Origin of the sequence: Agathobaculum sp. Marseille-P7918 (genome assembly GCF_964248325.1) — a bacterium.
In the GTDB taxonomy this organism is placed as follows: Bacteria; Bacillota; Clostridia; order Oscillospirales; family Butyricicoccaceae; genus Agathobaculum.
Map to the genome: position 1 here is coordinate 72,892 of NZ_CAXTXI010000004.1, position 21,427 is coordinate 94,318.

Sequence of the window (21,427 nt, forward strand, 5' to 3'; positions counted from 1 at the left end):
AGCTGTGGACGAAAAGCATATTCTGGCGCGGGCCAAGCGCGGCGAGCTGGATGCCTTTGAAGAGCTGGTGCGCCGGTATGAGAAGCGTGTATACGCGGTTGCATTGCGCTCGTGCGGCAGTCCGGAGGATGCCGCCGACATCGTTCAGGAGGTCTTTTTGCGTGCCTGGCGGTCAATCGAGTCTTTTCGCGGGGACAGCGGCTTTTCCACCTGGCTGTTTCGCATCACGATGAATATGTGTGTGGATTTTGCCCGCCACAAGCATGCCCAGCCGCAAACGCAGTCCATAGTGGACGAGGAGGAAAAGGAACGTCCGATGCCGGATCCGGCGCCGACGCCCGAGGAGCATCTGGAAAACCGCGAACTGGGACGGGAATTGGCGGCAGCGCTGGAGGAAATCAGCGAGGAGCATCGCCGCATTGTGCTGCTGCGCGATGTGTCCGGCATGAGCTATACCGAGATTGCGGAGGTGCTGGAGATCAGCGAAGGTACGGTCAAGTCCCGGCTTTCGCGCGCACGCATTGCGCTGCGCAAGGTTTTGCTGCGCAGAGGGAACTTTTTTCTGTCTGCCGCGTCTAATCCATCGAAAGGAGGCGGGGACGCATGAGTGATGAAGAATATTTTGAGCAGCTGGTGTCCAACAGTCTGGACGGCACGCTGACCGATTCCGAGCGGGAAAAGCTGGAAGAGCATCTGGCGGAGTGCCCCTCGTGCGCCGCGCTGAAACAGGATCTGGAGCAGATGCGGGCATGGTTTGCCGAAGAGGTGGAGGTGCCCGAAGGATTGCATGAAGGCATCATGCACAAGCTGGAGCAGGAAACAAAGATGCAGGTGGTGCAGCCGGAGAAGCCGGTGCGCCGTATGCCGGTATTCACGATGGTGGCGGCGGCTGCTGTTGTGGTGCTGGTGGTGCTCGGCGGCGGACTGATGCCCGCGTTCAGTACGGTGGACAGCAGCGGCAATGCGACAGGTTCGTCCGATGCTTCTGCGGCAGAGGGCGCGGCCTATGGCGATACAACCGCCGGTCAGGCGGTTGCGGATGCAGCGGAGGATGCCGGATTGACGGCAGGCAGTGAGGAAAACGCCGGCACAGAGGTTGTGCCCCCTGAAGGCGGGCAGGCTGTACAGCCGCGCAACAGCGTACCGGAAAGCGGTGCTGCCGCACCGAGCAGTAATACCGAAAGCGCATCGGAACAGACAACAGGCGGGAGTGAAGCGGCGGCGCCGGCCGACAGCGAGACTTGGGCTGAACTGCAGCCCAACACAAAGGATGCGGCAGGCGACAGTGCAGAGAAAGCCGAGCCTCGGGTGAATATCGCGTTGGCTGAAGCGCAGCCGGCGCTCAAGCTGCCCGGTTCGCTGAGCGGCACCAGCGTGGCGCATTGCTATTTTGCCGGCGGCGGGAAAGAGATACCGGATATCGACGGGCAGTTGGTTGCCACGATAGATGGGATTTCGTGGTTTTTGCTGGACAACAACATGACCACTCTGCAGGACACGCTTGCGCGGTTCGAGGATGCCGGATTTACGGTTTCGGCGTATGAAAACGTGGGGCTGACCATTGACAGCAAGGCAAGCTCCTGGCTGCTGATTGTGGAAACAGCGTCGTAAAAACAACGATAAAGGCGGTTTGGAAAGCGCAGCTTCCGAACCGCTTTTTCTGCGGCGCGGAAATTTCGGAGGGTTTCACAAAAATTTTGCAAAAAATTTGTGTAAACGCTTGACTTTGGGATATGCTTGTAGTAATCTATAGAAGCACCTGCGAAAGCGGGTAAAACGCGATGATGCCGGAGATTGCTGCAAAACGCAGGTAACTTCGGCGGAGTAGGTCCGACAATCGGGCGGTTGAGATAACTGCTATCAGCCAAAGGCTTTGCGCGTTTTGGCAAAAATGCAATGTTCGTGCGTAAATTCGGGACTCGCGGCGCGTGCGCCGTAAAGCCGATGGTTCGAACCACTTGTGTTTCTTATTGTGACCGGATCGTTACACTATCAGTGTGCCCGGTTATTTTCATGCCCGCGTGTGATACACACGGCGGGGTTGCAGTTTCTCTCCGTAGCGAGTCAAAACATTATTTAATGTATGGCACACATACGAGGAGGAAAAACCACCATGGCAAACGCACAGAAGATTCGCATTCGCCTCAAGGCGTACGACCACGAGCTCATCGATCAGAGCGCGGAGAAGATCATCGAGACCGCTAAGCGCAACGGCGCGAAGGTTTCCGGCCCGATTCCGCTGCCGACCGAGAAGCAGATCGTCACCATCCTGCGCGCGGTACACAAGTACAAGGATTCCCGCGAGCAGTTCGAGCGCCGCACCCACAAGCGCCTGATCGACATCATCAACCCGAATCAGGCCACCATCGAGGCGCTGACCACCCTCGACCTGCCGGCTGGCGTCGAGTTCGAGGTGAAACTCTAATTTCTGTCAACAGGCAGACGGACTAACCCAACCGGCTGCTTGAAGCCCTGCCGCGACACGCGCGGCGAGGTCATGTTGGCGGCCAAATGCCGTCAACCAATAACCTTTAAGGAGGAAAAACACTATGCTGCAGAAAGCAATCATCGGCAAGAAGGTCGGCATGACCCAGATCTTCAACGCTGACGGCAAGGTGATTCCCTGCACCGTTATCGAGGCAGGCCCTTGCGTTGTCACCCAGCTCAAGACCGAAGAGAAGGACGGCTACAATGCGGTTCAGTTCGGTTTTGAGGACATCAAGGAGCGCAAGCTCAACAAGCCGGAGAAGGGCCACCTGAAGAAGGCTGGCGACTCCCTTAAGAAGTACCTCAAGGAGTTCCGCTTTGCGGACTGCTCCACCTTCCAGCTTGGCGATGTAGTTAAGGCCGACATGTTCGTCGCTGGCGACTATGTCGACGTGACCGGCACCTCGAAGGGCAAGGGCTACGCAGGCGTTATCAAGCGCTTCAACGCGGGCCGCTCCCCGATGAGCCACGGCGCCGGCCCGATGCACCGTCATCAGGGTTCCATGGGCGCGTGCTCTGATCCTTCCAAGATCATGAAGGGCAAAATGATGCCGGGCCACATGGGCGCTGAGCAGGTTACCGTTCAGAACCTCGACGTGGTCAAGGTTGATCCGGAGCTGAACCTCATCGCTGTTTGCGGCGCGGTTCCGGGCCCGAAGGGCGGCATCGTGGTGCTGAAGAACACCGTCAAGAATAACAAGGTTGCCAAGGGCGAGGCTGGCGTCAGCAAGAACCCGCAGAAGGCTTCCGCGAGAAAGTAAGGGAAGGAGGAGCAACTCATGCCTACAGTAGCAGTTTTTGATATGACCGGTAAGAAGACCGGCGAGATGGAGCTGAACGAGGCCGTTTTCGGCATCGAGCCCAACATGGCTGTGGTTCACGCCGCAGTAAAGAATTATCTGGCCAATCAGCGTCAGGGCACTCAGTCCACGCTGACCCGCGCTGAGGTCCGTGGCGGCGGCATCAAGCCGTGGCGCCAGAAGGGCACCGGCCGTGCCCGTCAGGGTTCGATTCGTTCTCCGCAGTGGACCCACGGCGGTATTGCCCTCGGCCCGAAGCCCCGTTCCTATAATTACTCCCTGACCAAGAAGACCCGCCGCCTGGCGATGCTGTCCGCGCTGAGCGCAAAGGCGGCTGCCGGCGAGATTATCGTTATCGACGGTCTGGACATGGGCGAAATCAAGACCAAGACCTTCGCCGGCTTCCTCAAGTCTGTGGAAGCAACCGGCAAGAGCCTGGTTGTTACCCCCGAGGTTCGCACGAACGTCGTCAAGTCCGCCGCCAACATCCCGGGCGTGCGCACGACGATCGCGTCTACCCTCAATGTTTACGAAGTCCTCAACGCCGACAAGTTCATCATCGACAAGGCGGCGGTTGAGAAGCTGCAGGAGGTGTACGCATAATGAAGTTCGCTTACGATATTATCAAGAAGCCGGTCATCACCGAGCGTTCCATGATGGGTTCTCAGAACAACAAGTACACCTTTGAAGTTGCCGCTGATGCCGGCAAGATCGAGATCAAGAAGGCTGTGGAAGAGATCTTCGGCGTAAAGGTGCAGAAGGTCAACACCATCAAGCTGCCGGGCAAGTGGAAGCGCATGGGCGTCCACGTTGGCAAGCGCCCCGACATCAAGAAGGCGATTGTCACCCTGACCCCGGACTCCAAGGGCATCGAGCTTTTTGAGAACATGATGTAAAAACGTATAGGAGGGACTCTGTCCCACCTATATACGGAAAAGTTCCGAAGAAACTTTTCCGATACCCCCTCTCGTCCGCACGCGGACGAGGCCGCGCCGCCACGGCGCGGGCAGCGGAATGCAAGTCCGGCAGAGCCGCGCTTGCATGAACCCGCGAAGAGGGATGAAATGACGCGAACCAGGTTCGCGTATGTATGGGGGAGCCACCCCGATAATAACGAATCAAGGAGTTGAAAATCCAAATGGCTATCAAGACTTTCAACCCGACGACGCCCTCGCGCAGAAATATGACTGTGCTTTCCTACAAGGGTCTGTCCAAGGTGAAGCCCGAGAAGAGCCTTCTCGAAAAGGTCAAGAAGACCGCCGGCCGCAACAGCTATGGCCGCATCACCGTTCGTCACATTGGCGGCGGCAACAAGAAAAAGTACCGTATCATCGACTTCAAGCGCCAGAAGCTGGATATGCCGGCAACCGTGCTGACGCTCGAGTACGACCCGAACCGCTCCGCGAACATCGCGCTGGTTCAGTATGAGGACGGCGTCAAGGCTTATATCCTCGCGCCGGAAGGCCTCAAGATCGGCGACAAGGTCGTATCCTCCAAGGATGCCGACATCAAGCCGGGCAACTGCCTGCCGGTTGAGAACATCCCGGTTGGTACCATGATTCACAACATTGAGCTGTACCCCGGCAAGGGCGCGCAGCTGGTTCGTTCCGCAGGCGTCGGCGCTCAGCTGATGGCGAAGGAGAACGGCAAGGCGATGGTTCGTCTGCCCTCCGGTGAGCTGCGTTACGTCCGTCTGGAGTGCAAGGCAACCATCGGTGTTGTCGGCAACTCCGACCATTCCAACGTTCAGATCGGTAAGGCCGGCCGTACCCGTCACATGGGTATCCGTCCGACCGTCCGCGGTTCTGTTATGAACCCGTGCGATCACCCGCACGGCGGCGGCGAAGGCAAGAGCCCGATCGGTCGTCCCAGCCCGGTTACCCCGTGGGGCAAGCCGGCGATGGGTTACAAGACCCGCAAGAAGAACCACCGCACGGATAAGCAGATCGTGCGTCGTCGCAACGGCAAGTAAGAAAGGAGTTAACGTAATATGGGCAGAAGTGTCAAGAAGGGCCCTTTTGTGGCTCCTGAGCTTATCAAAAGAGTCGTTGAAATGAACGAAAAGGGCGAGAAGAAGGTTCTCAAGACCTGGTCCCGCGCTTCCACGATCTTCCCGGAGTTCGTCGGTCATACCTTCGCGGTACACGACGGCCGCAAGCATGTTCCGGTGTATGTCACCGAGGACATGGTTGGTCACAAGCTGGGCGAGTTTGCTCCCACCCGTACCTATAAGGGTCACGCGGGCAGCAAGACCTCCAATAACGGCAAGTAAGGAGGAGTTAAGGAAACATGGAAGCAAGAGCAATCGTACGCAACGTGCGCATGACCCCGCGTAAGATCAAGCTGATCTGCGATCTGATCCGCGGCAAGGATGCGGGCGAAGCGATGGCTATCATCATGAATACCCCCAAGGCGGCCTGCGAGCCGATGGAGAAGCTCCTCAAGAGCGCAGTCGCCAATGCCGAGAACAACCACGGCATGAACACCGATAAGCTGTACGTTAAGGAAGTACACGTCGGTCCCGGCCCGATCATGAAGCGCGTTATGCCGCGCGCACAGGGCCGTGCATTCAGAATCCTCAAGAGAACCTCGCACATCACGCTGGTTCTTGGCGAGAGAGAATAAGGGAGGGTAATCAATGGGCCAGAAAGTAAATCCGAACGGTCTCCGTGTCGGCGTTATCAAGAATTGGGATTCCCGTTGGTTCGCAAAGGACAATGCGTTCGGCGACCTCCTCGTGGAAGACTACAACATCCGTAAGGAACTGAAGAAGCGTCTGTACGACGCAGGCGTTCCGGCGATCGAAATCGAGCGCAAGAACGACGAAATCAAGATCATGATCCAGTGCGCGCGTCCCGGCATGGTTGTCGGCCGCGGCGGCGAGGACATCAAGAAGCTCGAGGAAGAGCTTACCCGCAAGTACGGCAAGAAGGTTCGCTGCTCTATCATTGAGATCAAGAACCCGGACACCAACGCAACTCTGGTTGCTGAGAACATTGCAGCTCAGCTCGAGAAGCGCATCGGCTTCCGCCGTGCCATGAAGCAGTCCATGGGCCGTGCAATGCGCATGGGCGCTAAGGGCATCAAGGTTTCCTGTGCTGGTCGTCTGGGCGGCGCGGAAATCGCCCGCACCGAGCACTACCACGAGGGCACCATTCCGCTGCAGACCCTGCGTGCGGACATTGACTATGGCTTTGCCGAGGCCGCGACCACCTATGGCCGCATCGGCGTAAAGGTTTGGATCTACAAGGGTGAGGTTCTCCACGGCGGTCCGCGTCTGGGCCGTTCCATCGAGGCTCCGAAGCCCGCTTTCGAGCGCCGCGAGCGTCGCGGTGGCCGTGATGACCGCCGTGGCGGCCGCCGTGATTTTAACCGCGGTGAACGTCGCGCACCCCGCCAGGAAGGAGGCAACCGCTAATGCTGCTCCCCAAGAGAGTTAAATACCGTCGCGTGCATCGTGGCCGCCTCAAAGGCAAGGCCATGCGCGGCAATTTCGTATCCAACGGCGATTTCGGCCTGCAGGCTACCGAGCCCTGCTGGATCACTTCGAACCAGATTGAGGCTGCTCGTATCGCTATGACCCGTTACACCAAGCGTGGCGGTCAGGTTTGGATTAAGATTTTCCCCGACAAGCCGGTAACCGAGAAGCCGGCCGAGACCCGAATGGGTTCCGGTAAGGGCTCGCCCGAGTACTGGGTAGCGGTCGTAAAGCCCGGCCGCGTACTGTTTGAAATCGCCGGCGTTTCCGAAGAGGTCGCCCGCGAGGCCCTGCGTCTGGCCAGCCACAAGCTGCCGTGCAAGACCAAGTTCGTTGCCCGTGAGACCAAGAATGGCGGTGAAGCATGATGAAGGCATCTGAGATCAGAGAACTGACGGCCGAGGAGCTCGCCGCAAAGCTTGGCGACCTGAAGAAGGACCTCTTCAACCTCCGTCTTCAGCTCGCTACCAATCAGCTCGAAAACACCAACAAGATCACTGAGGTCAAGCGCGACATTGCGCGTGTCAACACCGTAATCCGTGAGAAGCAGCTCGCGGAGAAGGCGTAAAGGGAGGGAAACGAATTGAGCGAAAGAGCATTACGCAAGACGCGAGTCGGCAAGGTCGTTTCCGATAAGATGGACAAGACCATTGTCGTCGCAATCGAGGATCGCGTTGCGCATCCTCTGTATAAGAAGGTTATTCCGCACACCTACAAGCTGAAGGCGCACGACGAGAACAACGAGTGCCGCATCGGCGACAAGGTGAAGGTGATGGAGACCCGCCCGCTGTCCAAGGATAAGCGCTGGAGACTGGTCGAAGTCATTGAGAAGGCAAAGTAAGGAGGAGAGCACATGGTTCAGCAGGAAACTTTTCTGCGTGCAGCTGACAACAGCGGCGCGAAGGAACTGAAGGTAATCCGTGTTCTCGGCGGCTCCGCACGCAAGTACGGCAACATCGGTGACGTAGTCGTCTGCTCGGTGCGCAAGTGCACCCCGGGCGGCGGCGTGAAGAAGGGCGACGTGGTTAAGGCTGTCATCGTCCGCACCGTCAAGGGCCTGCGCCGCGCGGATGGCAGCTACATCCGCTTTGACGAGAACGCCGGCGTCATCATCCGTGATGATAAAAACCCCCGCGGCACCCGTATCTTTGGGCCTGTCGCTCGTGAGCTGCGCGATAAGGACTATATGAAGATCCTGTCGCTTGCTCCGGAAGTACTGTAAGGAGGTCGCCAAGAAATATGAATACTCTGCATGTTAAGACGGGCGACACCGCAGTCGTTCTTTCCGGCAAGGAAAAGGGCAAGCGCGGCAAGGTTCTGTCCGTAAACCCGAAGAAGGGTATGGTTGTCATTGAAGGTGTGAACATGATCAAGTGCCACACCAAGCCCCGCCGTCAGGGTGAGACCGGCGGCATCATCGAGCGCGAGGGCGCGCTGCGTGCGTGCAAGGTTATGCGTGTTTGCCCGAAGTGCAACAAGCCGACCCGCCCCGCACACAAGTTCGCTGAGAACGGTGCAAAGCTGACGGTGTGCAAGCACTGCGGCGAGACGCTTTAAGAAGAGGAGGCAAGCAATAAATGGTTCCGAATATGAAAGCCAAGTATACTGCGGATGTTGCGCCTGCTCTGATGAAGAAGTTCCAGTACAAGAGCACGATGCAGATCCCGACCATCGACAAGATTGTCGTTAACGTCGGCTGCGGCAAGGAGGCCAACGGCAACTCCAAGGTTATCGAGTCCGTTGTCCGCGATATCGCAGCCATCACCGGCCAGAAGCCGGTTGTCACCCACGCCCGTAAGTCGGTTGCTAACTTCAAGCTCCGCGAGGGCATGCCGGTTGGCGTCAAGGTTACCCTGCGCCGCGACCGCATGTGGGAGTTCCTCGATCGTCTGTTCAATGTAGCGCTGCCGCGCGTGCGCGACTTCCGCGGCATCAACGGCGACGCATTCGACGGCCGCGGCAACTACGCCCTCGGCCTGAAGGAGCAGCTGATCTTCCCGGAAATTTCCTACGATCAGATCGACAAGATCCGTGGTATGGATATCGTTATCTGCACCACCGCACAGACCGATGAAGAAGCCAAAGAGCTGCTCACGCTGATGGGCGCTCCGTTTGCAAAGTAAGGGAGGAGAAACAACATGGCTAAGAAGGCAATGATCCTCAAGCAGCAGGCGAAGCCGAAGTTCTCTACCCGCGCTTACAATCGCTGCAAGATCTGCGGCCGTCCGCACGCTTACCTGCGTGATTTCGGTATCTGCCGTATCTGCTTCCGCGAGCTGGCTTACAAGGGCCAGATCCCGGGTGTTCGCAAGGCTTCCTGGTAAGGCTTGCGTCGATTGAAAACGACAAAAAGCGGGCGCTCTGGCGCCCGCTTTTCGCAAATGCTGCCGAAGTATGTCGGCAAACGAAGTTTTATTGCGTTTTGACGGGAACGAAACCAGAATATTTTATAAAAATATGCATTTTGTTGCTTGCCAACGCGCAAAAAACCATGCTATAATTAGTCGATAGCCCGCCCATGCGGGCTTATCGGCTGTAAATATAAAACAGCTAACCCCAGCCGCTGTCCGTGGAAGGGCCACAGGCAGTGTAAAGAAAAGTGGGAGGCAAACAGGTCAATCAAGAGGGGACCCAACCCAGCCCCGCTCCGATTGCTGCACTACCCCCAAACTTCTTGAAAAGGAGAGCATTTATGCAGATCACTGATCCTATCGCGGATATGCTGACCCGTATCCGCAACGCCGGCAATGCTCGTCATGCCAGCGTGGACGTACCCGCGTCCAAAATGAAGAAGGCAATTGCCCAGATCCTGCTCGATGAGGGCTATATCAAGTCCTTTGAGACCGTCGAGGGCAACACCCAGGGCATCATCCGCATCACGCTCAAGTATGTGGACGGCCGCCAGAAGGCTATCACCGGCCTCAAGCGCGTTTCCAAGCCCGGCCTGCGTGTGTATGCCGGCGCTCAGGAGCTTCCGAAGGTGCTCCGCGGCCTTGGTATTGCCATCATTTCCACGTCGAGAGGCATCATGACCGACAAGAAGGCCCGCGAGCTGAATGTCGGCGGCGAAGTCCTCGCATTCGTATGGTAAGGGGAGGTATAAAATATGTCTCGAATTGGTAGAATGCCGATTGCCATCCCGTCCGGTGTGGAGGTCAAGATCGACGGCCATGTCGTAACGGTCAAGGGCGCAAAGGCAACCCTTACCCGCGAAATCCACCCGAACATGAACGTCGCGGTGGAGGGAAATGAAATTCTTGTCACCCGTCCGAACGATGACAAGCACAACCGTGCCCTGCACGGCCTGACCCGTTCGCTCATCCACAACATGGTTGTCGGCGTAACCGACGGCTTTAAGAAGGAACTGAGCGTACAGGGCGTTGGTTACCGTGTACAGAAGCAGGGCAAGGATCTGGTTATGAACCTCGGTTACTCGCATCAGGTTACCATGAGCGAAATCGACGGCATCACGATCGACGTTCCGAATCCGAACACGATCATCATCTCCGGTCCTGACAAGCAGAAGGTCGGCCAGTTTGCTGCGGAAGTCCGCGAGAAGCGTCCGCCGGAACCCTACAAGGGCAAGGGCATTCGCTACGCTGACGAGTATGTCCGCCGCAAGGAAGGCAAGACCGGCGCGAAGAAGAAGTAAGGAAAGGAGAGGCGAATTTAAATGGTTTCGAAGAAGGATTCCAACAAGGCGCGTCTGCAGCGCCACAAGCGCGTGCGCGCAAAGATCAGCGGTACCGCCGAGCGTCCGCGTCTGGACGTTTACCGTTCCGCAAAGAACATCTATGCACAGGTCATCGACGATATCGCCGGTGTTACCCTCGTTTCCGCCTCGACTGCCGAGAAGGACTTCACCGAGTACGGCGGCAACAAGGACGCAGCCAAGAAGGTTGGCATGCTGGTTGCCGAGCGCTGCAAGGCCAAGGGCATTGAAAACGTCGTGTTTGACCGCGGCGGTTATCTGTACCACGGCCGCGTGAAGGAACTCGCGGAAGGCGCCCGTGAGGGCGGCCTGCAGTTTTAAGTCGGGAGGAGGTAAAACATGGCTCAGTTTAACAGAAACGATAAGCGCGAGGACGAGTTCTCCGAGAACGTAGTCGCGCTCAACCGCGTTGCCAAGACCGTTAAGGGCGGCCGTATCTTCAAGTTTGCGGCGCTGGTCGTTGTTGGTGACGGCAAGGGCACGGTTGGCTTCGGCCTCGGCAAGGCTTCCGAGGTTCCGGACGCAATCCGTAAGGGCATCGAGGACGCCAAGAAGAACCTCGTTAAGATTTCGCTGAAGGGCACCACCATCCCGCATGAGGTGATCGGTGAGTTCGGCGCGGGCCGCGTTCTGCTCAAGCCCGCCGCTCCCGGTACCGGCGTTATCGCCGGCGGTGCGGTTCGTGCGGTCGTTGAGGCTGCCGGCATCAAGGACATCCGTACCAAGTGCCTGCGTTCCAACAACCCGCAGAATGTTGTTACCGCAACGATGGAAGGCCTCAAGAGCCTGCGCGACGCTGCTCAGGTAGCAGCTGTTCGCGGCAAAGCCGTAGAAGAACTGTAAGAAAGGGGTAACTCACAATGGCTAACATGAAGATTACCCTGAAAAAGAGCCTGGTCGGCCGCTTGGATAAGCACATCGCGACCGCTCATTCTTTGGGGCTTAAGAAGATTAACGACGTAACCGTTCAGCCGGACAACGCGCAGACGCGCGGCAAGGTAAAGCAGATCGGTTACCTGCTCGAAGTTGTAGAGGAGGCGTAACCCATGAAGCTTCACGAATTATCGCCTGCCGCGGGTTCCACCAAGCCGGCCTACCGTAAGGGCCGCGGCGCTGGTTCCGGCAACGGCAAGACCGCAGGCCGCGGTCACAAGGGCCAGTGGGCCCGTTCGGGCGGCGGCGTCCGTCCCGGTTTTGAAGGCGGCCAGATGCCTCTGGCACGTCGTCTGCCGAAGCGCGGCTTCAACAATATTTTCGGCACCACCTACGCACCGGTCAATGTTTCCGCTCTGGAGAAGTTTGAAGACGGCACCGAGGTCACCGCAGAGTTCCTGCGCGAGGCCGGTATCGTCAAGAATGCTCTCGACGGCATCAAGATCCTTGGCAATGGCACGCTGACCAAGAAGCTGACGGTTAAGGCCGCAGCATTTTCCGCGTCCGCAAAGGAGAAGATCGAAGCCGCAGGCGGAAAGGCCGAGGTGATTTAAGGTGTTTCAAACCCTTAAAAACGCCTGGAGTATGCCTGAGCTGCGCAAGAAGATCCTGTATACGCTGTTTATCCTGCTGATCTTCCGCTTCGGCTCGTGCATTCCCGTTCCGTTCATCAATACCTCGCTGCTGTCTGAGTATTTTAATCAGGCGGCGGTCGGCGGTTCGATGCTCGGCTATCTGGATATGTTCACCGGCGGCGGTCTGTCCAGAGCGACGATCTTCGCCATGTCCATCACGCCCTATATCAATGCGTCCATTATCCTGCAGCTGCTGACCGTTGCCATTCCCGCTCTCGAGCGCATGGTCAAGGACGGCGGCGAGGAAGGCCGCAAGAAGATCGCTTCCTGGACCCGCTATCTGGCGGTTATCCTGGGCCTTCTGCAGGGCTTCTCTTACTACGCATTGCTGCGCAATCAGGGCTTCCTGTCCAACACAGGCGCGCTTGCCGGCGCTGCAATCATCCTGACCTTTACCGCTGGTACCGCGCTGATCATGTGGCTGGGCGAGCACATCACCCAGAACGGCATCGGCAACGGTATCTCGATCATCCTGTTTGCCGGTATCGTATCCCGCGGCCCGTCGCTGCTGCGCACGCTGTGGAATCTGGTGCAGACGGGTAGTCAGGGCGTTCTGTCGGCTGTGCTGATGGTTATCATCGGTTTGGCCATCGTGGTGTTCATTGTGTTTATGTCCAATGCGGAGCGCCGCATTCCGGTACAGTACGCAAAGCGTGTGGTTGGCCGTAAGATGTATGGCGGTCAGTCCACCCACCTGCCGATCAAGGTCAATGCGTCCGGCGTTATGCCGATCATCTTCGCGTCGTCCATCCTCTCCCTGCCGCAGACCATTTCGATGTTCTGGCAGCCGGAGTCGGGTACGGTCGGCTATCACATCCTGAACCTGTTCTCGCAGGCTAATCCGTTCTATATCGTGGTTTATGCCCTGCTGATCCTTGCGTTTGCGTATTTCTACGCATCCATTCAGTTCAACCCGATTGAGATCGCCAACAACCTTAAGAAGAACGGCGGCTTTATTCCGGGCTTCCGTCCGGGCAAGCCGACTTCGGACTTCATTACCAAGGCGCTGGGCAAGGTCACCTTTGTCGGTGCAATCTTCCTGGCAATCGTTGCGATTCTCCCGCTGGTGGTCGGTGCGATTTCCCCCACGCTGTCCAATGTGGCGCTGGGCGGCACCTCGGTCATCATCGTGGTCGGCGTTGCGCTTGACACGGTCAAGCAGTTGGAGGCGCAGATGCTGATGCGTCATCACAAGGGCTTCTTGGAATAATGCTGGAGGCGAATTAAAAAGTGAAATTGATTCTTTTGGGCGCTCCGGGCGCCGGCAAGGGAACGCTTGCATCCTATCTGATTGAAAAGATGGGCATTCCCAGCATCTCCACTGGCAATATCCTGCGTGAGGCAATTAAGAACAATACCCCCCTCGGCCAGAAGGCTAAGGGCTTCATGGATGCCGGCCAGCTTGTGCCGGACGATCTGGTAATCAATCTGCTCGAGGAGCGCATCGCGCAGCGCGACTGCAAGAGCGGCTTCATCCTCGACGGTTTCCCGCGCACCATTCCGCAGGCGGAAGCGCTGGACAAGATTTCCGACATTGATTGCGCACTCTCCCTCGAGGTACCCTACGAGGTCATTGAGAAGCGCATGACCGGTCGCCGCGTGTGCCTGCGCTGCGGCGCCACCTACCACATTGAGGCGAACCCGCCGCGTGTGGAAGGCGTATGTGATATCTGCGGCGATAAGCTGGTGATCCGCAGCGATGACCAGCCGGATGTAGTCCGCCGCCGTCAGGAAACCTATCACGAGCAGACCGAGCCGCTCAAGGGCTATTATGAAGCACAGGGCAAGCTCAAGAGCATCGATGGTACGCAGGGCATCCGGGAAACCGAGAAGCTCGCGGTTGCCGCGTTGGGTCTGTAAGCTATGATACGCATTAAAACTGAGCAGGAGCTCGAACGGATGCGCGTTGCCTGCCGCCTGACCGCCATTGCGCGCAAGGCGGCGGCGGACGCCGTCCATCCCGGTGTCACTACGGGCGAAATTGACCGGATTGTCCGCAAAACAATCGAGGATGCGGGCGGCAAGCCCTCCTTCCTCGGTTATGCCGGCTTTCCCGGCAGCGCCTGTGTATCGATCAACGACGAGGTTATTCACGGCATTCCTTCGGCCACCCGCGTGGTGCACGAGGGAGATATTGTGAAGGTTGACGTCGGCGCCTATATCGGCGGCTTTCACGGCGACTGCGCCTGCACCGTACCCTGCGGTGAGGTCAGTGACGAGGCCAAGCGCTTGATCGAGGTGACCCGGCAGAGCTTCTATGAGGGTATCAAATTTGCCCGCGAGGGCTACCGCGTTTCGGATATCTCTGCGGCCGTGCAGGCCTATGTGGAGAAAAACGGATTTTCGGTCGTGCGTGCATACGTCGGTCACGGCGTGGGCGAGAATCTGCACGAATCCCCCGAAGTGCCGAACTTTGGCCGCCCCGGCCACGGCCTCCGTTTGCAGCGCGGTATGACCATCGCAGTGGAACCCATGGTCAACGTGGGTGTGTATGACATCAAGGTCCTGCCGGATGGCTGGACCGTCAAAACCAAGGACGGCAAATTGTCCGCCCACTATGAAAACACGATTGCCATCACAGATGGAGAGCCGGAGATTATGACCAATATCGACGGCGAGGTACTGTAATGGCAGAGACTCATACAGCCGACATTGTCCTGTCGCTGACCGGAAGGGACAAGGGCTTGCTGATGCTGGTCGTCGCGGAAGAGGGGGATTTTCTTCTGCTGGCCAACGGGCGCGGCCGTCGGGCGGAAAGCCCGAAGCGCAAGCGCCGCCGGCATGTCAGCCGCCAGGGCCGGTGCGATGAACGCACCCAGCGCAAGCTGCTGGAAAACGGCCGCCTGACCAACAGCGATATTCGTAAAGCGCTCGCCCTCTGGACGGGGGCGGAGGACGCAAACTGACCGAGGAGGGTATCCCATAAATGGCAAAAGATGATGTAATCGAACTGGAAGGTACCGTCATAGAGGCGCTGCCTAACGCGATGTTCCAGGTGGAGCTGCCCAACGGGCATAAGATTCTTGCCCATATCTCCGGCAAGCTCCGCATGAACTTTATCCGCATTCTCCCCGGCGACAAGGTCACCGTTCAGATGTCGCCCTACGACCTGACCCGCGGTCGTATCACTTGGCGTTCCAAGTAAGAAAAAGCGGGCGGAGGCGCGTATGTGACCCGAGCGCCAGCGGTCGCCGGTTTTCCGGTGTCCCATCCCACCAAAAATTTTGATGGAGGTAAAATGTCATGAAGGTAAGACCGTCTGTAAAGCCGATCTGCGAGAAGTGCAAGATCATCCGCCGCAAGGGCAAGGTTATGGTTATCTGCCAGAACCCGAAGCACAAGCAGAAGCAGGGCTAAGAGCCTAACGGCCTTATAGGGGACTTCAAAAGTCCCCTATATACGAAACCAACTTCCTATGAAACTTGGTTTCGATACCCGAATGACGGCGCCCAGGGCGCCTGAGTCGGGGTATGAAATGAACGGGCGAAGCTCGTCCATTTCATGGCAACCGCCACGCGGCTGCCTGATGAAATGCGCCTGACGGCGCAACAGTACGAAAACCGGGGTTGCCCGTTTTCGGATAAATTGCCGCGCGATAAGGCGCGGGATGATGGTTTACGTGAACACGACAAGCACGCACGGCGAGTGCGGCGCTGCAGGGGCGGAGGCGGTCCCTATACTGTGTTTGCCAACACGCCTCAGTGTAACAAATCGGAGGTTATAGAAAATATGGCACGTATTGCCGGTGTTGACCTTCCCCGCGAGAAGCGCGTGGAGATCGGCCTGACCTACGTCTTCGGCATTGGCCGCAAGACGTCCAACGAGATCCTCAAGAAGACCGGTATCAATCCGGACACCCGCGTTAAGGACCTGACCGAAGAAGAAGCCGCTAAGCTGCGTGAAGTAATCGACCGCGACTACAACGTCGAGGGCGACCTGCGCCGCGAAATCGGTTTGAATATCAAGCGCCTGGTTGAAATCGGCTGCTACCGCGGCCTGCGCCACCGTCGCGGCCTGCCGGTTCGCGGCCAGCGCACCAAGACCAACGCGCGTACCCGCAAGGGCCCGAAGAAGACCATTGCGAACAAGAAGAAGTAAGGAGGGGAACGTATAAATGGCTAAGGTACAGAAGAAGGGCGCGGCGACCCGTACGCGCCGTCGCGAGCGCAAGAACATTGAAAAGGGCGCGGCTCACATCCGTTCCTCTTTCAACAACACTATCGTTACCATCACCGACCTGAACGGCAACGCGATTTCCTGGGCTTCCTCCGGCGAAATGGGCTTCCGCGGCTCGCGTAAGTCCACTCCGTTCGCTGCGCAGACCGCGGCTGAGACCGCTGCCGCTGCTGCGATGGAGCACGGCCTCAAGACTGTTGAAGTTTACGTTAAGGGTCCCGGTTCCGGCCGTGAGGCTGCGATCCGTGCGCTGCAGGCTGCCGGCCTCGAGGTTACCATGATTAAGGACGTAACCCCGATCCCGCACAACGGCTGCCGCCCGCCCAAGAGAAGAAGAGTCTAATAGAGGAGGAAACCGATAAATGGCTAAGAATACACAGCCCGTTCTCAAGCGCTGCAAGACGCTTGGTCTCTCCCCCGCGGTTCTGGGCTACTCCAAGTCCACCAAGCGTCAGCCCAAGCAGACCCGCCGCAAGCAGTCCGAGTATGGCATGCAGCTGGCTGAAAAGCAGAAGGTAAAATTCATCTACGGCGTTCTCGAGAAGCAGTTCCATGCTTACTACGAGAAGGCAGAGCGCAAGCAGGGCATCACCGGTGAGATCCTGCTGCAGGAGCTTGAGCGCCGTCTGGACAACGTTGTTTTCCGCATGGGCTTTGCCAACACCCGCCGCGAGGCGCGTCAGCTGGTAAACCACGCGCACTTTACCGTAAACGGCAAGCGCGTCAACATCCCGTCCTATCAGGTAAAGCCGGGCGATGTTGTTGCTGTCCGTGAGAAGTCCCGCACCTCCACCAAGTTCAAGACCCTGCTGGAGGAGAACGGCAAGAAGGCCTGCCCCAAGTGGATTGACAAGGCTAAGGACTCCTTCGAGGGCAAGATCGTTGCGATGCCGGCCCGCGATGACATCGACTACGATGTTGCAGAGCACCTCATCGTCGAGTTGTACTCGAAATAATAGACCCTCGCTTTTGGAGCTGGCGAGGTGTCTGCTTCGCCTGCTCCGCTTAAAGTTTCCAACCAACGTGAAGGAGGGTACCAAATGATCGAAATCGAAAAGCCGCGCATTGACTGTGAACAGCTCGCTGAGGACGGTTCTTACGGTAAGTTCGTCGTTGAGCCGCTGGAACGCGGATACGGCACCACACTGGGCAACTCCCTGCGCCGCATCCTGCTCTCCTCGCTGCCCGGTACGGCAGCGTCCAGCATCAAGATCGCCGGCGTGCAGCATGAGTTCTCCACCATTCCGGGCGTTAAGGAAGACGTGACCGAGATCGTGCTGAACATTAAGGGCATCATTGCCAAGCTGCATTGCGACGGCCCCAAGACGGTCTACATCGAGGCCGCCGGTGAGGGCGAGGTCAAGGCCGGTGATATCCATGCCGACGGCGAGGTTGAGATTCTCAATCCTGACATGCACATCGCCACCCTGATGAGCGACGCGCGTCTGTCCATGGAGATCACGCTGACTTCCGGCCGCGGCTATGTACCGGCTGAGAAGAACAAGCAGCATCAGACCTCCATCGGGGTCATTCCGGTGGATTCGATCTACACGCCGGTCTACAAGGTTAACTACACAGTGGAAAACACCCGTGTGCGCGACCTGACCGACTATGATAAACTCACGCTCGAGGTATGGACCGACGGCACGATCACCGCGCGCGATGCAGTTTCGCTCGGCGCGAAGGTCCTGCGCGACCACCTCGACCTGTTCGTCGACCTGTCCGAGGAGATCGGATCCAAGTCCACGGTTGTAGAGAAGGCGGAAGCGCAGCACGATAAGGTACTTGAAATGACCATTGAGGAGCTGGACTTCTCCGTGCGTTCGTTCAACTGCCTCAAGCGCGCAGGCATCAACACCGTCGAGGATCTGATCAACACTTCCGAAGAGGACATGATGAAGGTCCGCAACCTGGGCCGCAAGTCGCTCGAAGAGGTTATCGGCAAGCTGGAGGCCATGGGCCTGCATCTGGCCAAGTCCGAGGAATGATCCGGACGGTTGCTGCGTAACCGTATCGGTTCATGAAAAGAACGATAACGCGGCGGCACGATAAGCCGCGCCGCCGCCTTTACTTTATTTTGGAGGTAAACACGAATGGCTAACAATCGCAAGCTCGGCCGTCCGACGGACCACCGTATGGCTATGCTGCGTGCGATGGTGACCTACCTGCTGGAGAACGGCAAGGTTGAGACCACCGTTGCCCGCGCCAAGGAAGTCGGCCCGCTGACTGAGAAGATGATTACCCTTGGCAAGAAGAACACGCTGGCTTCCCGCCGTCAGGCGATGGCTTTCATCACCAAGGAAGCTGTTGTAGCAAAGCTGTTCTCTGAGATTGCGCCGGAGTATGCAAGCCGTAACGGCGGCTACACCCGCATCATCAAGACCGGTCCCCGCCGCGGCGACGCTGCCGAAATGGCGATCATCGAGCTGGTCAAGTAAAGACTGCTTTCAAAAAGGTTATCCAGTAGCGTGCTTACTGGATAACCTTTTTTCATACGCGGTACAGGCAGCAGAAATAAACAAATTTTAGAAAAAACACGTTTTCTGCACGAAAATGCCTTGCATTTACCGGGAAAACGTGATATACTAAGCACGTTCAGTAAGAAAGTAACCGTAAGGAGTGGCGAAAGCCACTCCTTACGCTTTGCTTGGAGTAATTTTTTTGAAGGAGGGACGGCTTTGCAGGCAAAGCAGATTGTCGCCCGCGTGGAGGAACTGGTTCGGCCCCTGTGCGAACAGGCCGGTGTTTCCCTGTGGGACGTGGAATTTGAAAAGGAAGGCGGACAGTATATGCTGACCGTCACCGTCGACCATCCGGACGGCGTGAACATCGACCAGTGCGAGCAGGTTTCGCGCGCGCTTGACCCGATGCTTGACGAAAAGGAATTTGACAGCATGCCGTCCTATACGCTGTGCGTATCCTCGGCGGGGCTGTCGCGTCGGCTGAAAAAGCCGGAGCATTTTGCCGCGTTCCTCGGCCATCCGGTTGAGGTTGGCTTTTATAAGCCGGTGAATGGGGCAAAACAGGTGGAAGGCACGCTGGTTGCCTATGAAAACGGTAATGTCACGCTGGAAACCGGCGGACAGCGCACGGTATATGAGCCGGCGGATATTGCCGCAGTACGGCTCGCGGTCGAGATATAAGTAAGGAGTTTGATTGGAAAAAATGGTGAACGCAGAATTTTTTGACGCGCTGGAGCAGCTTGAAAAGGAAAAAGGCATCCCGGTGGACTACATGCTCGACCGTGTGGGTCAGGCGCTGATCACCGCATACAAGCGTGACAACGACGGTATGACGGATAACGTGTTTGTCGAGCCGGACCGCGATAAGAAAACCATCCGCATGTATGTGCGCAAGACTGTGGTCAAAGCGGAGGATCTCTACGAGCCGTATGAGGAAATTACGCTCGAAGAGGCCATGGAATACAAGAAAAACCCGATGGTAGGCGATATCATCGATATCGACATCCCGACCAAGTCATTTGGCCGCATTGCGGCGCAGACCGCCAAGCAGGTCATCATTCAGGGCATCCGCGAGGCGGAGCGCGGCATGGTGATTTCCGAGTTTGAGAGCAAAGAGCACGAAATCCTGACCGGTGTTATCGCCCGCATCGATCCGCGCTCAGGCAATGCATATCTGGACGTGGTTTCGGGCGGCGAGAAGAGCGAGGCGGTTCTTTCTGCCTCCGAGCAGGTCCGCGGCGAGGAACTGGTCGAGGGACAGCGCATCAAGGTGTATCTGATCGAGGTGCGCCGCGGTACGCGCGGCCCGCAGGTGGTCGTGTCCCGTACGCATCCGGGTCTGGTCAAGCGCCTGTTCGAGCTGGAAGTACCGGAAATCCATTCCGGTGTGGTTGAGGTCAAGAGCATTGCGCGTGAGGCGGGCAACCGCACCAAGATCGCGGTCGTTTCGCACGATGAAAACGTCGACCCCATCGGCGCATGCGTCGGTACGCGCGGCGCGCGTGTGGCCAACATCACGGGTGAGCTGAACGGCGAGAAAATTGACATCATCAAGTGGAACGAGGATACCGCGCAGTTTGTTTCCGCGGCGCTCGCTCCGGCGGACGTCATCTCTGCCACTATGCAGGCGGATAACAAGTCCTGCCGCGTGATTGTGCCGGACGATCAGCTGTCGCTGGCCATCGGCAAGGAAGGCCAGAACGCGCGTCTTGCCGCCAAGCTGACCGGCTGCAAGATCGATATTGCTCCCGCATCTCAGGGCGAATAACATTACGGGGGTGCGGCAGAATATGGTGCAGAAGAAAATCCCCATGCGGCAATGCCTTGGCTGCCGCGAGCATTTTCCCAAGCGCGAGCTGATTCGCGTGGTGCGCTCGCCCGAAGGCGAGATAACGCTTGACTTCAAGGGAAAGGCGCCCGGCCGTGGTGCGTATCTGTGCGGTAAGCCGGAGTGCCTGAAAAAGGCACGCAAAAGCCGCGCAATCGAGCGCGCGCTGTCTGTGACGGTTCCCGAAGAGGTTTACGATCAGCTGGAACAGCAGATGGAACAGGAGGGTGCGCATGGCGAGTGATCCCTGTCTCGGTATGCTGGGGCTGGCGCGTCGCGCCGGCAAGCTGGCGTTTGGCGATGAGCTGGTGCGTCAGCTCTGCGCGGACCATAAAGCGCGCTGTGTGCTGGTAGCGGCGGACGCAGGCGAAAGCACCGCGAAAAAAGCAGCGGTATATGCTGCACGGGCGAACGTGCCGTGCATCACCCTGCCGCACGGCAAGGAGGAACTGGGCGCGGCGATTGGCAAGAACGGCTGCGCCGTGTGCGCACTCAGCGATATCGGCATGGCGGCTGCGGCCATCGGCAAGCTGGCCGCGCAGCATCCGGAATATCAAGCGGTTGCCGCACAGTTGAGCGAGAAGAATGTGCGCATCCAGTCCCGTCGGGGCAAAAAGAAGCCCCGCAACCGGGAGGCGCAGCCTGCGGCGGAGCAGTCGTCTGAAAAAACACCGCGCAAACCGATTGCAAAGCGCCCGCAGGGAACAGGCAGCCGCTTTCATTCGCAGCGTAGTGCAAATGGCAAACGTTCCGGCGGAAGAGCAAGCGGCTTCAAGTCGCAACGTAAACCGAGCGAAAACCCACGCGCAAAGCGCGTATTGAAATAGGCAAACCCCGCAGCGCGGTGTTTGCCATCAGAACCGGGAGCATGCATCACGGTTTTGATACAAGAAAGCAGTTTTGTGTGCCGCAAAGC

Annotated in this window: 38 protein-coding genes; all 38 read left to right on the top strand. The window is 57.8% G+C overall.

What is annotated here, in order from left to right; genetic code table 11:
- Nucleotides 1-4: 4 nt before the first annotated feature.
- Nucleotides 5-607 carry an RNA polymerase sigma factor gene (locus tag ACESSO_RS07150; protein ID WP_373164369.1) on the top strand — a complete coding sequence of 201 codons (603 nt, stop codon included), beginning with the start codon at nt 5-7 and terminating at the stop codon, nt 605-607.
- Nucleotides 604-1,611, top strand: coding sequence for a zf-HC2 domain-containing protein (locus tag ACESSO_RS07155; RefSeq protein ID WP_373164370.1), 1,008 nt, complete (start codon nt 604-606; stop codon nt 1,609-1,611). The genes ACESSO_RS07150 and ACESSO_RS07155 overlap by 4 nt, the downstream gene beginning before the upstream one ends.
- Before the next feature lie 502 nt (nt 1,612-2,113).
- Nucleotides 2,114-2,425: a 30S ribosomal protein S10 gene (rpsJ, locus tag ACESSO_RS07160; protein ID WP_054326972.1), complete on the top strand. Its 312-nt coding sequence runs from the start codon at nt 2,114-2,116 to the stop codon at nt 2,423-2,425.
- Between the two features lie 127 nt (nt 2,426-2,552).
- The gene (rplC, locus tag ACESSO_RS07165) at nt 2,553-3,248 is read left to right on the top strand and encodes a 50S ribosomal protein L3 (RefSeq protein WP_373164609.1); all 696 of its coding nucleotides are present in this window, start codon (nt 2,553-2,555) and stop codon (nt 3,246-3,248) included.
- An 18-nt stretch (nt 3,249-3,266) separates the two neighbouring features.
- Nucleotides 3,267-3,890: a 50S ribosomal protein L4 gene (gene rplD / locus ACESSO_RS07170; protein WP_302666242.1), complete on the top strand. Its 624-nt coding sequence runs from the start codon at nt 3,267-3,269 to the stop codon at nt 3,888-3,890.
- Nucleotides 3,890-4,183: a 50S ribosomal protein L23 gene (gene rplW / locus ACESSO_RS07175; RefSeq protein WP_373164371.1), complete on the top strand. Its 294-nt coding sequence runs from the start codon at nt 3,890-3,892 to the stop codon at nt 4,181-4,183. The genes rplD and rplW overlap by 1 nt, the downstream gene beginning before the upstream one ends.
- A 242-nt stretch (nt 4,184-4,425) precedes the next feature.
- Nucleotides 4,426-5,259 (top strand): 50S ribosomal protein L2, encoded by an 834-nt coding sequence (gene rplB / locus ACESSO_RS07180; RefSeq protein ID WP_373164372.1) that lies wholly within the window; start codon nt 4,426-4,428, stop codon nt 5,257-5,259.
- 18 nt (nt 5,260-5,277) lie between these two features.
- Nucleotides 5,278-5,559 (top strand): 30S ribosomal protein S19, encoded by a 282-nt coding sequence (rpsS, locus tag ACESSO_RS07185; RefSeq protein ID WP_054326968.1) that lies wholly within the window; start codon nt 5,278-5,280, stop codon nt 5,557-5,559.
- Nucleotides 5,560-5,576: 17 nt separating this feature from the next.
- A complete protein-coding gene (rplV, locus tag ACESSO_RS07190) occupies nt 5,577-5,912 on the top strand; it encodes a 50S ribosomal protein L22 (protein ID WP_125115721.1) in 336 nt (111 codons plus the stop codon).
- A gap of 13 nt (nt 5,913-5,925) precedes the next feature.
- Nucleotides 5,926-6,705: a 30S ribosomal protein S3 gene (rpsC, locus tag ACESSO_RS07195; protein WP_373164373.1), complete on the top strand. Its 780-nt coding sequence runs from the start codon at nt 5,926-5,928 to the stop codon at nt 6,703-6,705.
- Nucleotides 6,705-7,133, top strand: coding sequence for a 50S ribosomal protein L16 (rplP, locus tag ACESSO_RS07200; RefSeq protein ID WP_373164374.1), 429 nt, complete (start codon nt 6,705-6,707; stop codon nt 7,131-7,133). Before rpsC ends, rplP begins: the two co-directional genes overlap by 1 nt.
- Nucleotides 7,133-7,333, top strand: a complete 201-nt coding sequence (rpmC, locus tag ACESSO_RS07205; RefSeq protein WP_300185749.1) for a 50S ribosomal protein L29 — start codon at nt 7,133-7,135, stop codon at nt 7,331-7,333. The genes rplP and rpmC overlap by 1 nt, the downstream gene beginning before the upstream one ends.
- Nucleotides 7,334-7,348: 15 nt before the next feature.
- Complete coding sequence (gene rpsQ / locus ACESSO_RS07210) at nt 7,349-7,606, top strand: 30S ribosomal protein S17 (RefSeq protein WP_031475647.1); 258 nt, start codon at nt 7,349-7,351, stop codon at nt 7,604-7,606.
- Nucleotides 7,607-7,618: 12 nt separating this feature from the next.
- Complete coding sequence (rplN, locus tag ACESSO_RS07215) at nt 7,619-7,987, top strand: 50S ribosomal protein L14 (protein ID WP_054326962.1); 369 nt, start codon at nt 7,619-7,621, stop codon at nt 7,985-7,987.
- A gap of 17 nt (nt 7,988-8,004) precedes the next feature.
- On the top strand, nt 8,005-8,322 hold the full coding sequence (rplX, locus tag ACESSO_RS07220) for a 50S ribosomal protein L24 (RefSeq protein ID WP_302666247.1): 318 nt from the start codon (nt 8,005-8,007) through the stop codon (nt 8,320-8,322).
- A gap of 20 nt (nt 8,323-8,342) precedes the next feature.
- Complete coding sequence (gene rplE, locus ACESSO_RS07225; protein ID WP_373164375.1) at nt 8,343-8,888, top strand: 50S ribosomal protein L5; 546 nt, start codon at nt 8,343-8,345, stop codon at nt 8,886-8,888.
- Nucleotides 8,889-8,903: 15 nt separating this feature from the next.
- Nucleotides 8,904-9,089: a type Z 30S ribosomal protein S14 gene (locus tag ACESSO_RS07230; protein ID WP_125115726.1), complete on the top strand. Its 186-nt coding sequence runs from the start codon at nt 8,904-8,906 to the stop codon at nt 9,087-9,089.
- A 368-nt stretch (nt 9,090-9,457) separates the two neighbouring features.
- Complete coding sequence (gene rpsH / locus ACESSO_RS07235) at nt 9,458-9,856, top strand: 30S ribosomal protein S8 (protein ID WP_373164377.1); 399 nt, start codon at nt 9,458-9,460, stop codon at nt 9,854-9,856.
- 15 nt (nt 9,857-9,871) lie between these two features.
- On the top strand, nt 9,872-10,417 hold the full coding sequence (gene rplF / locus ACESSO_RS07240; protein ID WP_373164378.1) for a 50S ribosomal protein L6: 546 nt from the start codon (nt 9,872-9,874) through the stop codon (nt 10,415-10,417).
- 21 nt (nt 10,418-10,438) lie between these two features.
- The gene (gene rplR / locus ACESSO_RS07245) at nt 10,439-10,798 is read left to right on the top strand and encodes a 50S ribosomal protein L18 (RefSeq protein WP_373164379.1); all 360 of its coding nucleotides are present in this window, start codon (nt 10,439-10,441) and stop codon (nt 10,796-10,798) included.
- Between the two features lie 18 nt (nt 10,799-10,816).
- Nucleotides 10,817-11,320, top strand: a complete 504-nt coding sequence (gene rpsE, locus ACESSO_RS07250) for a 30S ribosomal protein S5 (protein WP_054326956.1) — start codon at nt 10,817-10,819, stop codon at nt 11,318-11,320.
- A 17-nt stretch (nt 11,321-11,337) separates the two neighbouring features.
- On the top strand, nt 11,338-11,520 hold the full coding sequence (rpmD, locus tag ACESSO_RS07255) for a 50S ribosomal protein L30 (RefSeq protein WP_031472218.1): 183 nt from the start codon (nt 11,338-11,340) through the stop codon (nt 11,518-11,520).
- 3 nt (nt 11,521-11,523) lie between these two features.
- On the top strand, nt 11,524-11,964 hold the full coding sequence (gene rplO / locus ACESSO_RS07260) for a 50S ribosomal protein L15 (protein WP_373164380.1): 441 nt from the start codon (nt 11,524-11,526) through the stop codon (nt 11,962-11,964).
- Between the two features lies 1 nt (nt 11,965).
- Entirely contained in the window at nt 11,966-13,255 is a 1,290-nt protein-coding gene (secY, locus tag ACESSO_RS07265; protein ID WP_373164381.1) for a preprotein translocase subunit SecY, read from the top strand.
- Nucleotides 13,256-13,275: 20 nt separating this feature from the next.
- Nucleotides 13,276-13,905 carry an adenylate kinase gene (locus tag ACESSO_RS07270; RefSeq protein ID WP_373164382.1) on the top strand — a complete coding sequence of 210 codons (630 nt, stop codon included), beginning with the start codon at nt 13,276-13,278 and terminating at the stop codon, nt 13,903-13,905.
- A 3-nt stretch (nt 13,906-13,908) separates the two neighbouring features.
- Nucleotides 13,909-14,673, top strand: a complete 765-nt coding sequence (gene map / locus ACESSO_RS07275) for a type I methionyl aminopeptidase (RefSeq protein ID WP_373164383.1) — start codon at nt 13,909-13,911, stop codon at nt 14,671-14,673.
- Nucleotides 14,673-14,951 (top strand): hypothetical protein, encoded by a 279-nt coding sequence (locus tag ACESSO_RS07280; RefSeq protein ID WP_373164384.1) that lies wholly within the window; start codon nt 14,673-14,675, stop codon nt 14,949-14,951. The genes map and ACESSO_RS07280 overlap by 1 nt, the downstream gene beginning before the upstream one ends.
- Before the next feature lie 20 nt (nt 14,952-14,971).
- Nucleotides 14,972-15,190, top strand: a complete 219-nt coding sequence (infA, locus tag ACESSO_RS07285) for a translation initiation factor IF-1 (RefSeq protein ID WP_016148769.1) — start codon at nt 14,972-14,974, stop codon at nt 15,188-15,190.
- A 98-nt stretch (nt 15,191-15,288) separates the two neighbouring features.
- On the top strand, nt 15,289-15,402 hold the full coding sequence (gene rpmJ, locus ACESSO_RS07290) for a 50S ribosomal protein L36 (RefSeq protein WP_031472205.1): 114 nt from the start codon (nt 15,289-15,291) through the stop codon (nt 15,400-15,402).
- A gap of 372 nt (nt 15,403-15,774) precedes the next feature.
- Nucleotides 15,775-16,143 carry a 30S ribosomal protein S13 gene (rpsM, locus tag ACESSO_RS07295; protein ID WP_125115736.1) on the top strand — a complete coding sequence of 123 codons (369 nt, stop codon included), beginning with the start codon at nt 15,775-15,777 and terminating at the stop codon, nt 16,141-16,143.
- A gap of 16 nt (nt 16,144-16,159) precedes the next feature.
- A complete protein-coding gene (gene rpsK / locus ACESSO_RS07300; protein WP_031472201.1) occupies nt 16,160-16,564 on the top strand; it encodes a 30S ribosomal protein S11 in 405 nt (134 codons plus the stop codon).
- Between the two features lie 19 nt (nt 16,565-16,583).
- The gene (rpsD, locus tag ACESSO_RS07305) at nt 16,584-17,177 is read left to right on the top strand and encodes a 30S ribosomal protein S4 (RefSeq protein WP_373164385.1); all 594 of its coding nucleotides are present in this window, start codon (nt 16,584-16,586) and stop codon (nt 17,175-17,177) included.
- Nucleotides 17,178-17,261: 84 nt separating this feature from the next.
- On the top strand, nt 17,262-18,209 hold the full coding sequence (locus ACESSO_RS07310) for a DNA-directed RNA polymerase subunit alpha (RefSeq protein ID WP_125115738.1): 948 nt from the start codon (nt 17,262-17,264) through the stop codon (nt 18,207-18,209).
- A gap of 105 nt (nt 18,210-18,314) precedes the next feature.
- Nucleotides 18,315-18,659 (top strand): 50S ribosomal protein L17, encoded by a 345-nt coding sequence (gene rplQ, locus ACESSO_RS07315; RefSeq protein ID WP_297275428.1) that lies wholly within the window; start codon nt 18,315-18,317, stop codon nt 18,657-18,659.
- A gap of 240 nt (nt 18,660-18,899) precedes the next feature.
- Nucleotides 18,900-19,364 carry a ribosome maturation factor RimP gene (gene rimP, locus ACESSO_RS07320; RefSeq protein WP_373164387.1) on the top strand — a complete coding sequence of 155 codons (465 nt, stop codon included), beginning with the start codon at nt 18,900-18,902 and terminating at the stop codon, nt 19,362-19,364.
- A gap of 22 nt (nt 19,365-19,386) precedes the next feature.
- Entirely contained in the window at nt 19,387-20,451 is a 1,065-nt protein-coding gene (gene nusA / locus ACESSO_RS07325) for a transcription termination factor NusA (protein WP_373164610.1), read from the top strand.
- Nucleotides 20,452-20,473: 22 nt separating this feature from the next.
- Entirely contained in the window at nt 20,474-20,755 is a 282-nt protein-coding gene (gene rnpM, locus ACESSO_RS07330) for an RNase P modulator RnpM (protein ID WP_297275425.1), read from the top strand.
- A complete protein-coding gene (locus ACESSO_RS07335) occupies nt 20,745-21,338 on the top strand; it encodes a L7Ae/L30e/S12e/Gadd45 family ribosomal protein (protein WP_373164388.1) in 594 nt (197 codons plus the stop codon). Before rnpM ends, ACESSO_RS07335 begins: the two co-directional genes overlap by 11 nt.
- The last annotated feature ends 89 nt before the right edge of the window (nt 21,339-21,427 follow it).

Excerpts from the sequence above, each read along its gene's own strand:
- rplD (WP_302666242.1), top strand. The coding sequence starts at position 3,267 with ATGCCTACAGTAGCAGTTTTTGATATGACCGGTAAGAAGACCGGCGAG.
- rnpM (WP_297275425.1), top strand. The coding sequence starts at position 20,474 with ATGGTGCAGAAGAAAATCCCCATGCGGCAATGCCTTGGCTGCCGCGAG.
- ACESSO_RS07335 (WP_373164388.1), top strand. The coding sequence starts at position 20,745 with ATGGCGAGTGATCCCTGTCTCGGTATGCTGGGGCTGGCGCGTCGCGCC.
- map (WP_373164383.1), top strand. The coding sequence starts at position 13,909 with ATGATACGCATTAAAACTGAGCAGGAGCTCGAACGGATGCGCGTTGCC.
- rpmD (WP_031472218.1), top strand. The coding sequence starts at position 11,338 with ATGGCTAACATGAAGATTACCCTGAAAAAGAGCCTGGTCGGCCGCTTG.
- rplP (WP_373164374.1), top strand. The coding sequence starts at position 6,705 with ATGCTGCTCCCCAAGAGAGTTAAATACCGTCGCGTGCATCGTGGCCGC.
- infA (WP_016148769.1), top strand. The coding sequence starts at position 14,972 with ATGGCAAAAGATGATGTAATCGAACTGGAAGGTACCGTCATAGAGGCG.
- ACESSO_RS07230 (WP_125115726.1), top strand. The coding sequence starts at position 8,904 with ATGGCTAAGAAGGCAATGATCCTCAAGCAGCAGGCGAAGCCGAAGTTC.
- rplB (WP_373164372.1), top strand. The coding sequence starts at position 4,426 with ATGGCTATCAAGACTTTCAACCCGACGACGCCCTCGCGCAGAAATATG.
- rplW (WP_373164371.1), top strand. The coding sequence starts at position 3,890 with ATGAAGTTCGCTTACGATATTATCAAGAAGCCGGTCATCACCGAGCGT.
- rplF (WP_373164378.1), top strand. The coding sequence starts at position 9,872 with ATGTCTCGAATTGGTAGAATGCCGATTGCCATCCCGTCCGGTGTGGAG.
- rpmJ (WP_031472205.1), top strand. The coding sequence starts at position 15,289 with ATGAAGGTAAGACCGTCTGTAAAGCCGATCTGCGAGAAGTGCAAGATC.
- rpsE (WP_054326956.1), top strand. The coding sequence starts at position 10,817 with ATGGCTCAGTTTAACAGAAACGATAAGCGCGAGGACGAGTTCTCCGAG.
- rpsH (WP_373164377.1), top strand. The coding sequence starts at position 9,458 with ATGCAGATCACTGATCCTATCGCGGATATGCTGACCCGTATCCGCAAC.
- rpsC (WP_373164373.1), top strand. The coding sequence starts at position 5,926 with ATGGGCCAGAAAGTAAATCCGAACGGTCTCCGTGTCGGCGTTATCAAG.
- ACESSO_RS07280 (WP_373164384.1), top strand. The coding sequence starts at position 14,673 with ATGGCAGAGACTCATACAGCCGACATTGTCCTGTCGCTGACCGGAAGG.
- rplQ (WP_297275428.1), top strand. The coding sequence starts at position 18,315 with ATGGCTAACAATCGCAAGCTCGGCCGTCCGACGGACCACCGTATGGCT.
- rplO (WP_373164380.1), top strand. The coding sequence starts at position 11,524 with ATGAAGCTTCACGAATTATCGCCTGCCGCGGGTTCCACCAAGCCGGCC.
- rpsM (WP_125115736.1), top strand. The coding sequence starts at position 15,775 with ATGGCACGTATTGCCGGTGTTGACCTTCCCCGCGAGAAGCGCGTGGAG.
- rpsD (WP_373164385.1), top strand. The coding sequence starts at position 16,584 with ATGGCTAAGAATACACAGCCCGTTCTCAAGCGCTGCAAGACGCTTGGT.
- rpsS (WP_054326968.1), top strand. The coding sequence starts at position 5,278 with ATGGGCAGAAGTGTCAAGAAGGGCCCTTTTGTGGCTCCTGAGCTTATC.
- rpsJ (WP_054326972.1), top strand. The coding sequence starts at position 2,114 with ATGGCAAACGCACAGAAGATTCGCATTCGCCTCAAGGCGTACGACCAC.
- rpsK (WP_031472201.1), top strand. The coding sequence starts at position 16,160 with ATGGCTAAGGTACAGAAGAAGGGCGCGGCGACCCGTACGCGCCGTCGC.
- rplX (WP_302666247.1), top strand. The coding sequence starts at position 8,005 with ATGAATACTCTGCATGTTAAGACGGGCGACACCGCAGTCGTTCTTTCC.
- rplV (WP_125115721.1), top strand. The coding sequence starts at position 5,577 with ATGGAAGCAAGAGCAATCGTACGCAACGTGCGCATGACCCCGCGTAAG.
- ACESSO_RS07155 (WP_373164370.1), top strand. The coding sequence starts at position 604 with ATGAGTGATGAAGAATATTTTGAGCAGCTGGTGTCCAACAGTCTGGAC.
- ACESSO_RS07310 (WP_125115738.1), top strand. The coding sequence starts at position 17,262 with ATGATCGAAATCGAAAAGCCGCGCATTGACTGTGAACAGCTCGCTGAG.
- rplN (WP_054326962.1), top strand. The coding sequence starts at position 7,619 with ATGGTTCAGCAGGAAACTTTTCTGCGTGCAGCTGACAACAGCGGCGCG.
- rplR (WP_373164379.1), top strand. The coding sequence starts at position 10,439 with ATGGTTTCGAAGAAGGATTCCAACAAGGCGCGTCTGCAGCGCCACAAG.
- nusA (WP_373164610.1), top strand. The coding sequence starts at position 19,387 with ATGGTGAACGCAGAATTTTTTGACGCGCTGGAGCAGCTTGAAAAGGAA.
- rplE (WP_373164375.1), top strand. The coding sequence starts at position 8,343 with ATGGTTCCGAATATGAAAGCCAAGTATACTGCGGATGTTGCGCCTGCT.
- rpmC (WP_300185749.1), top strand. The coding sequence starts at position 7,133 with ATGAAGGCATCTGAGATCAGAGAACTGACGGCCGAGGAGCTCGCCGCA.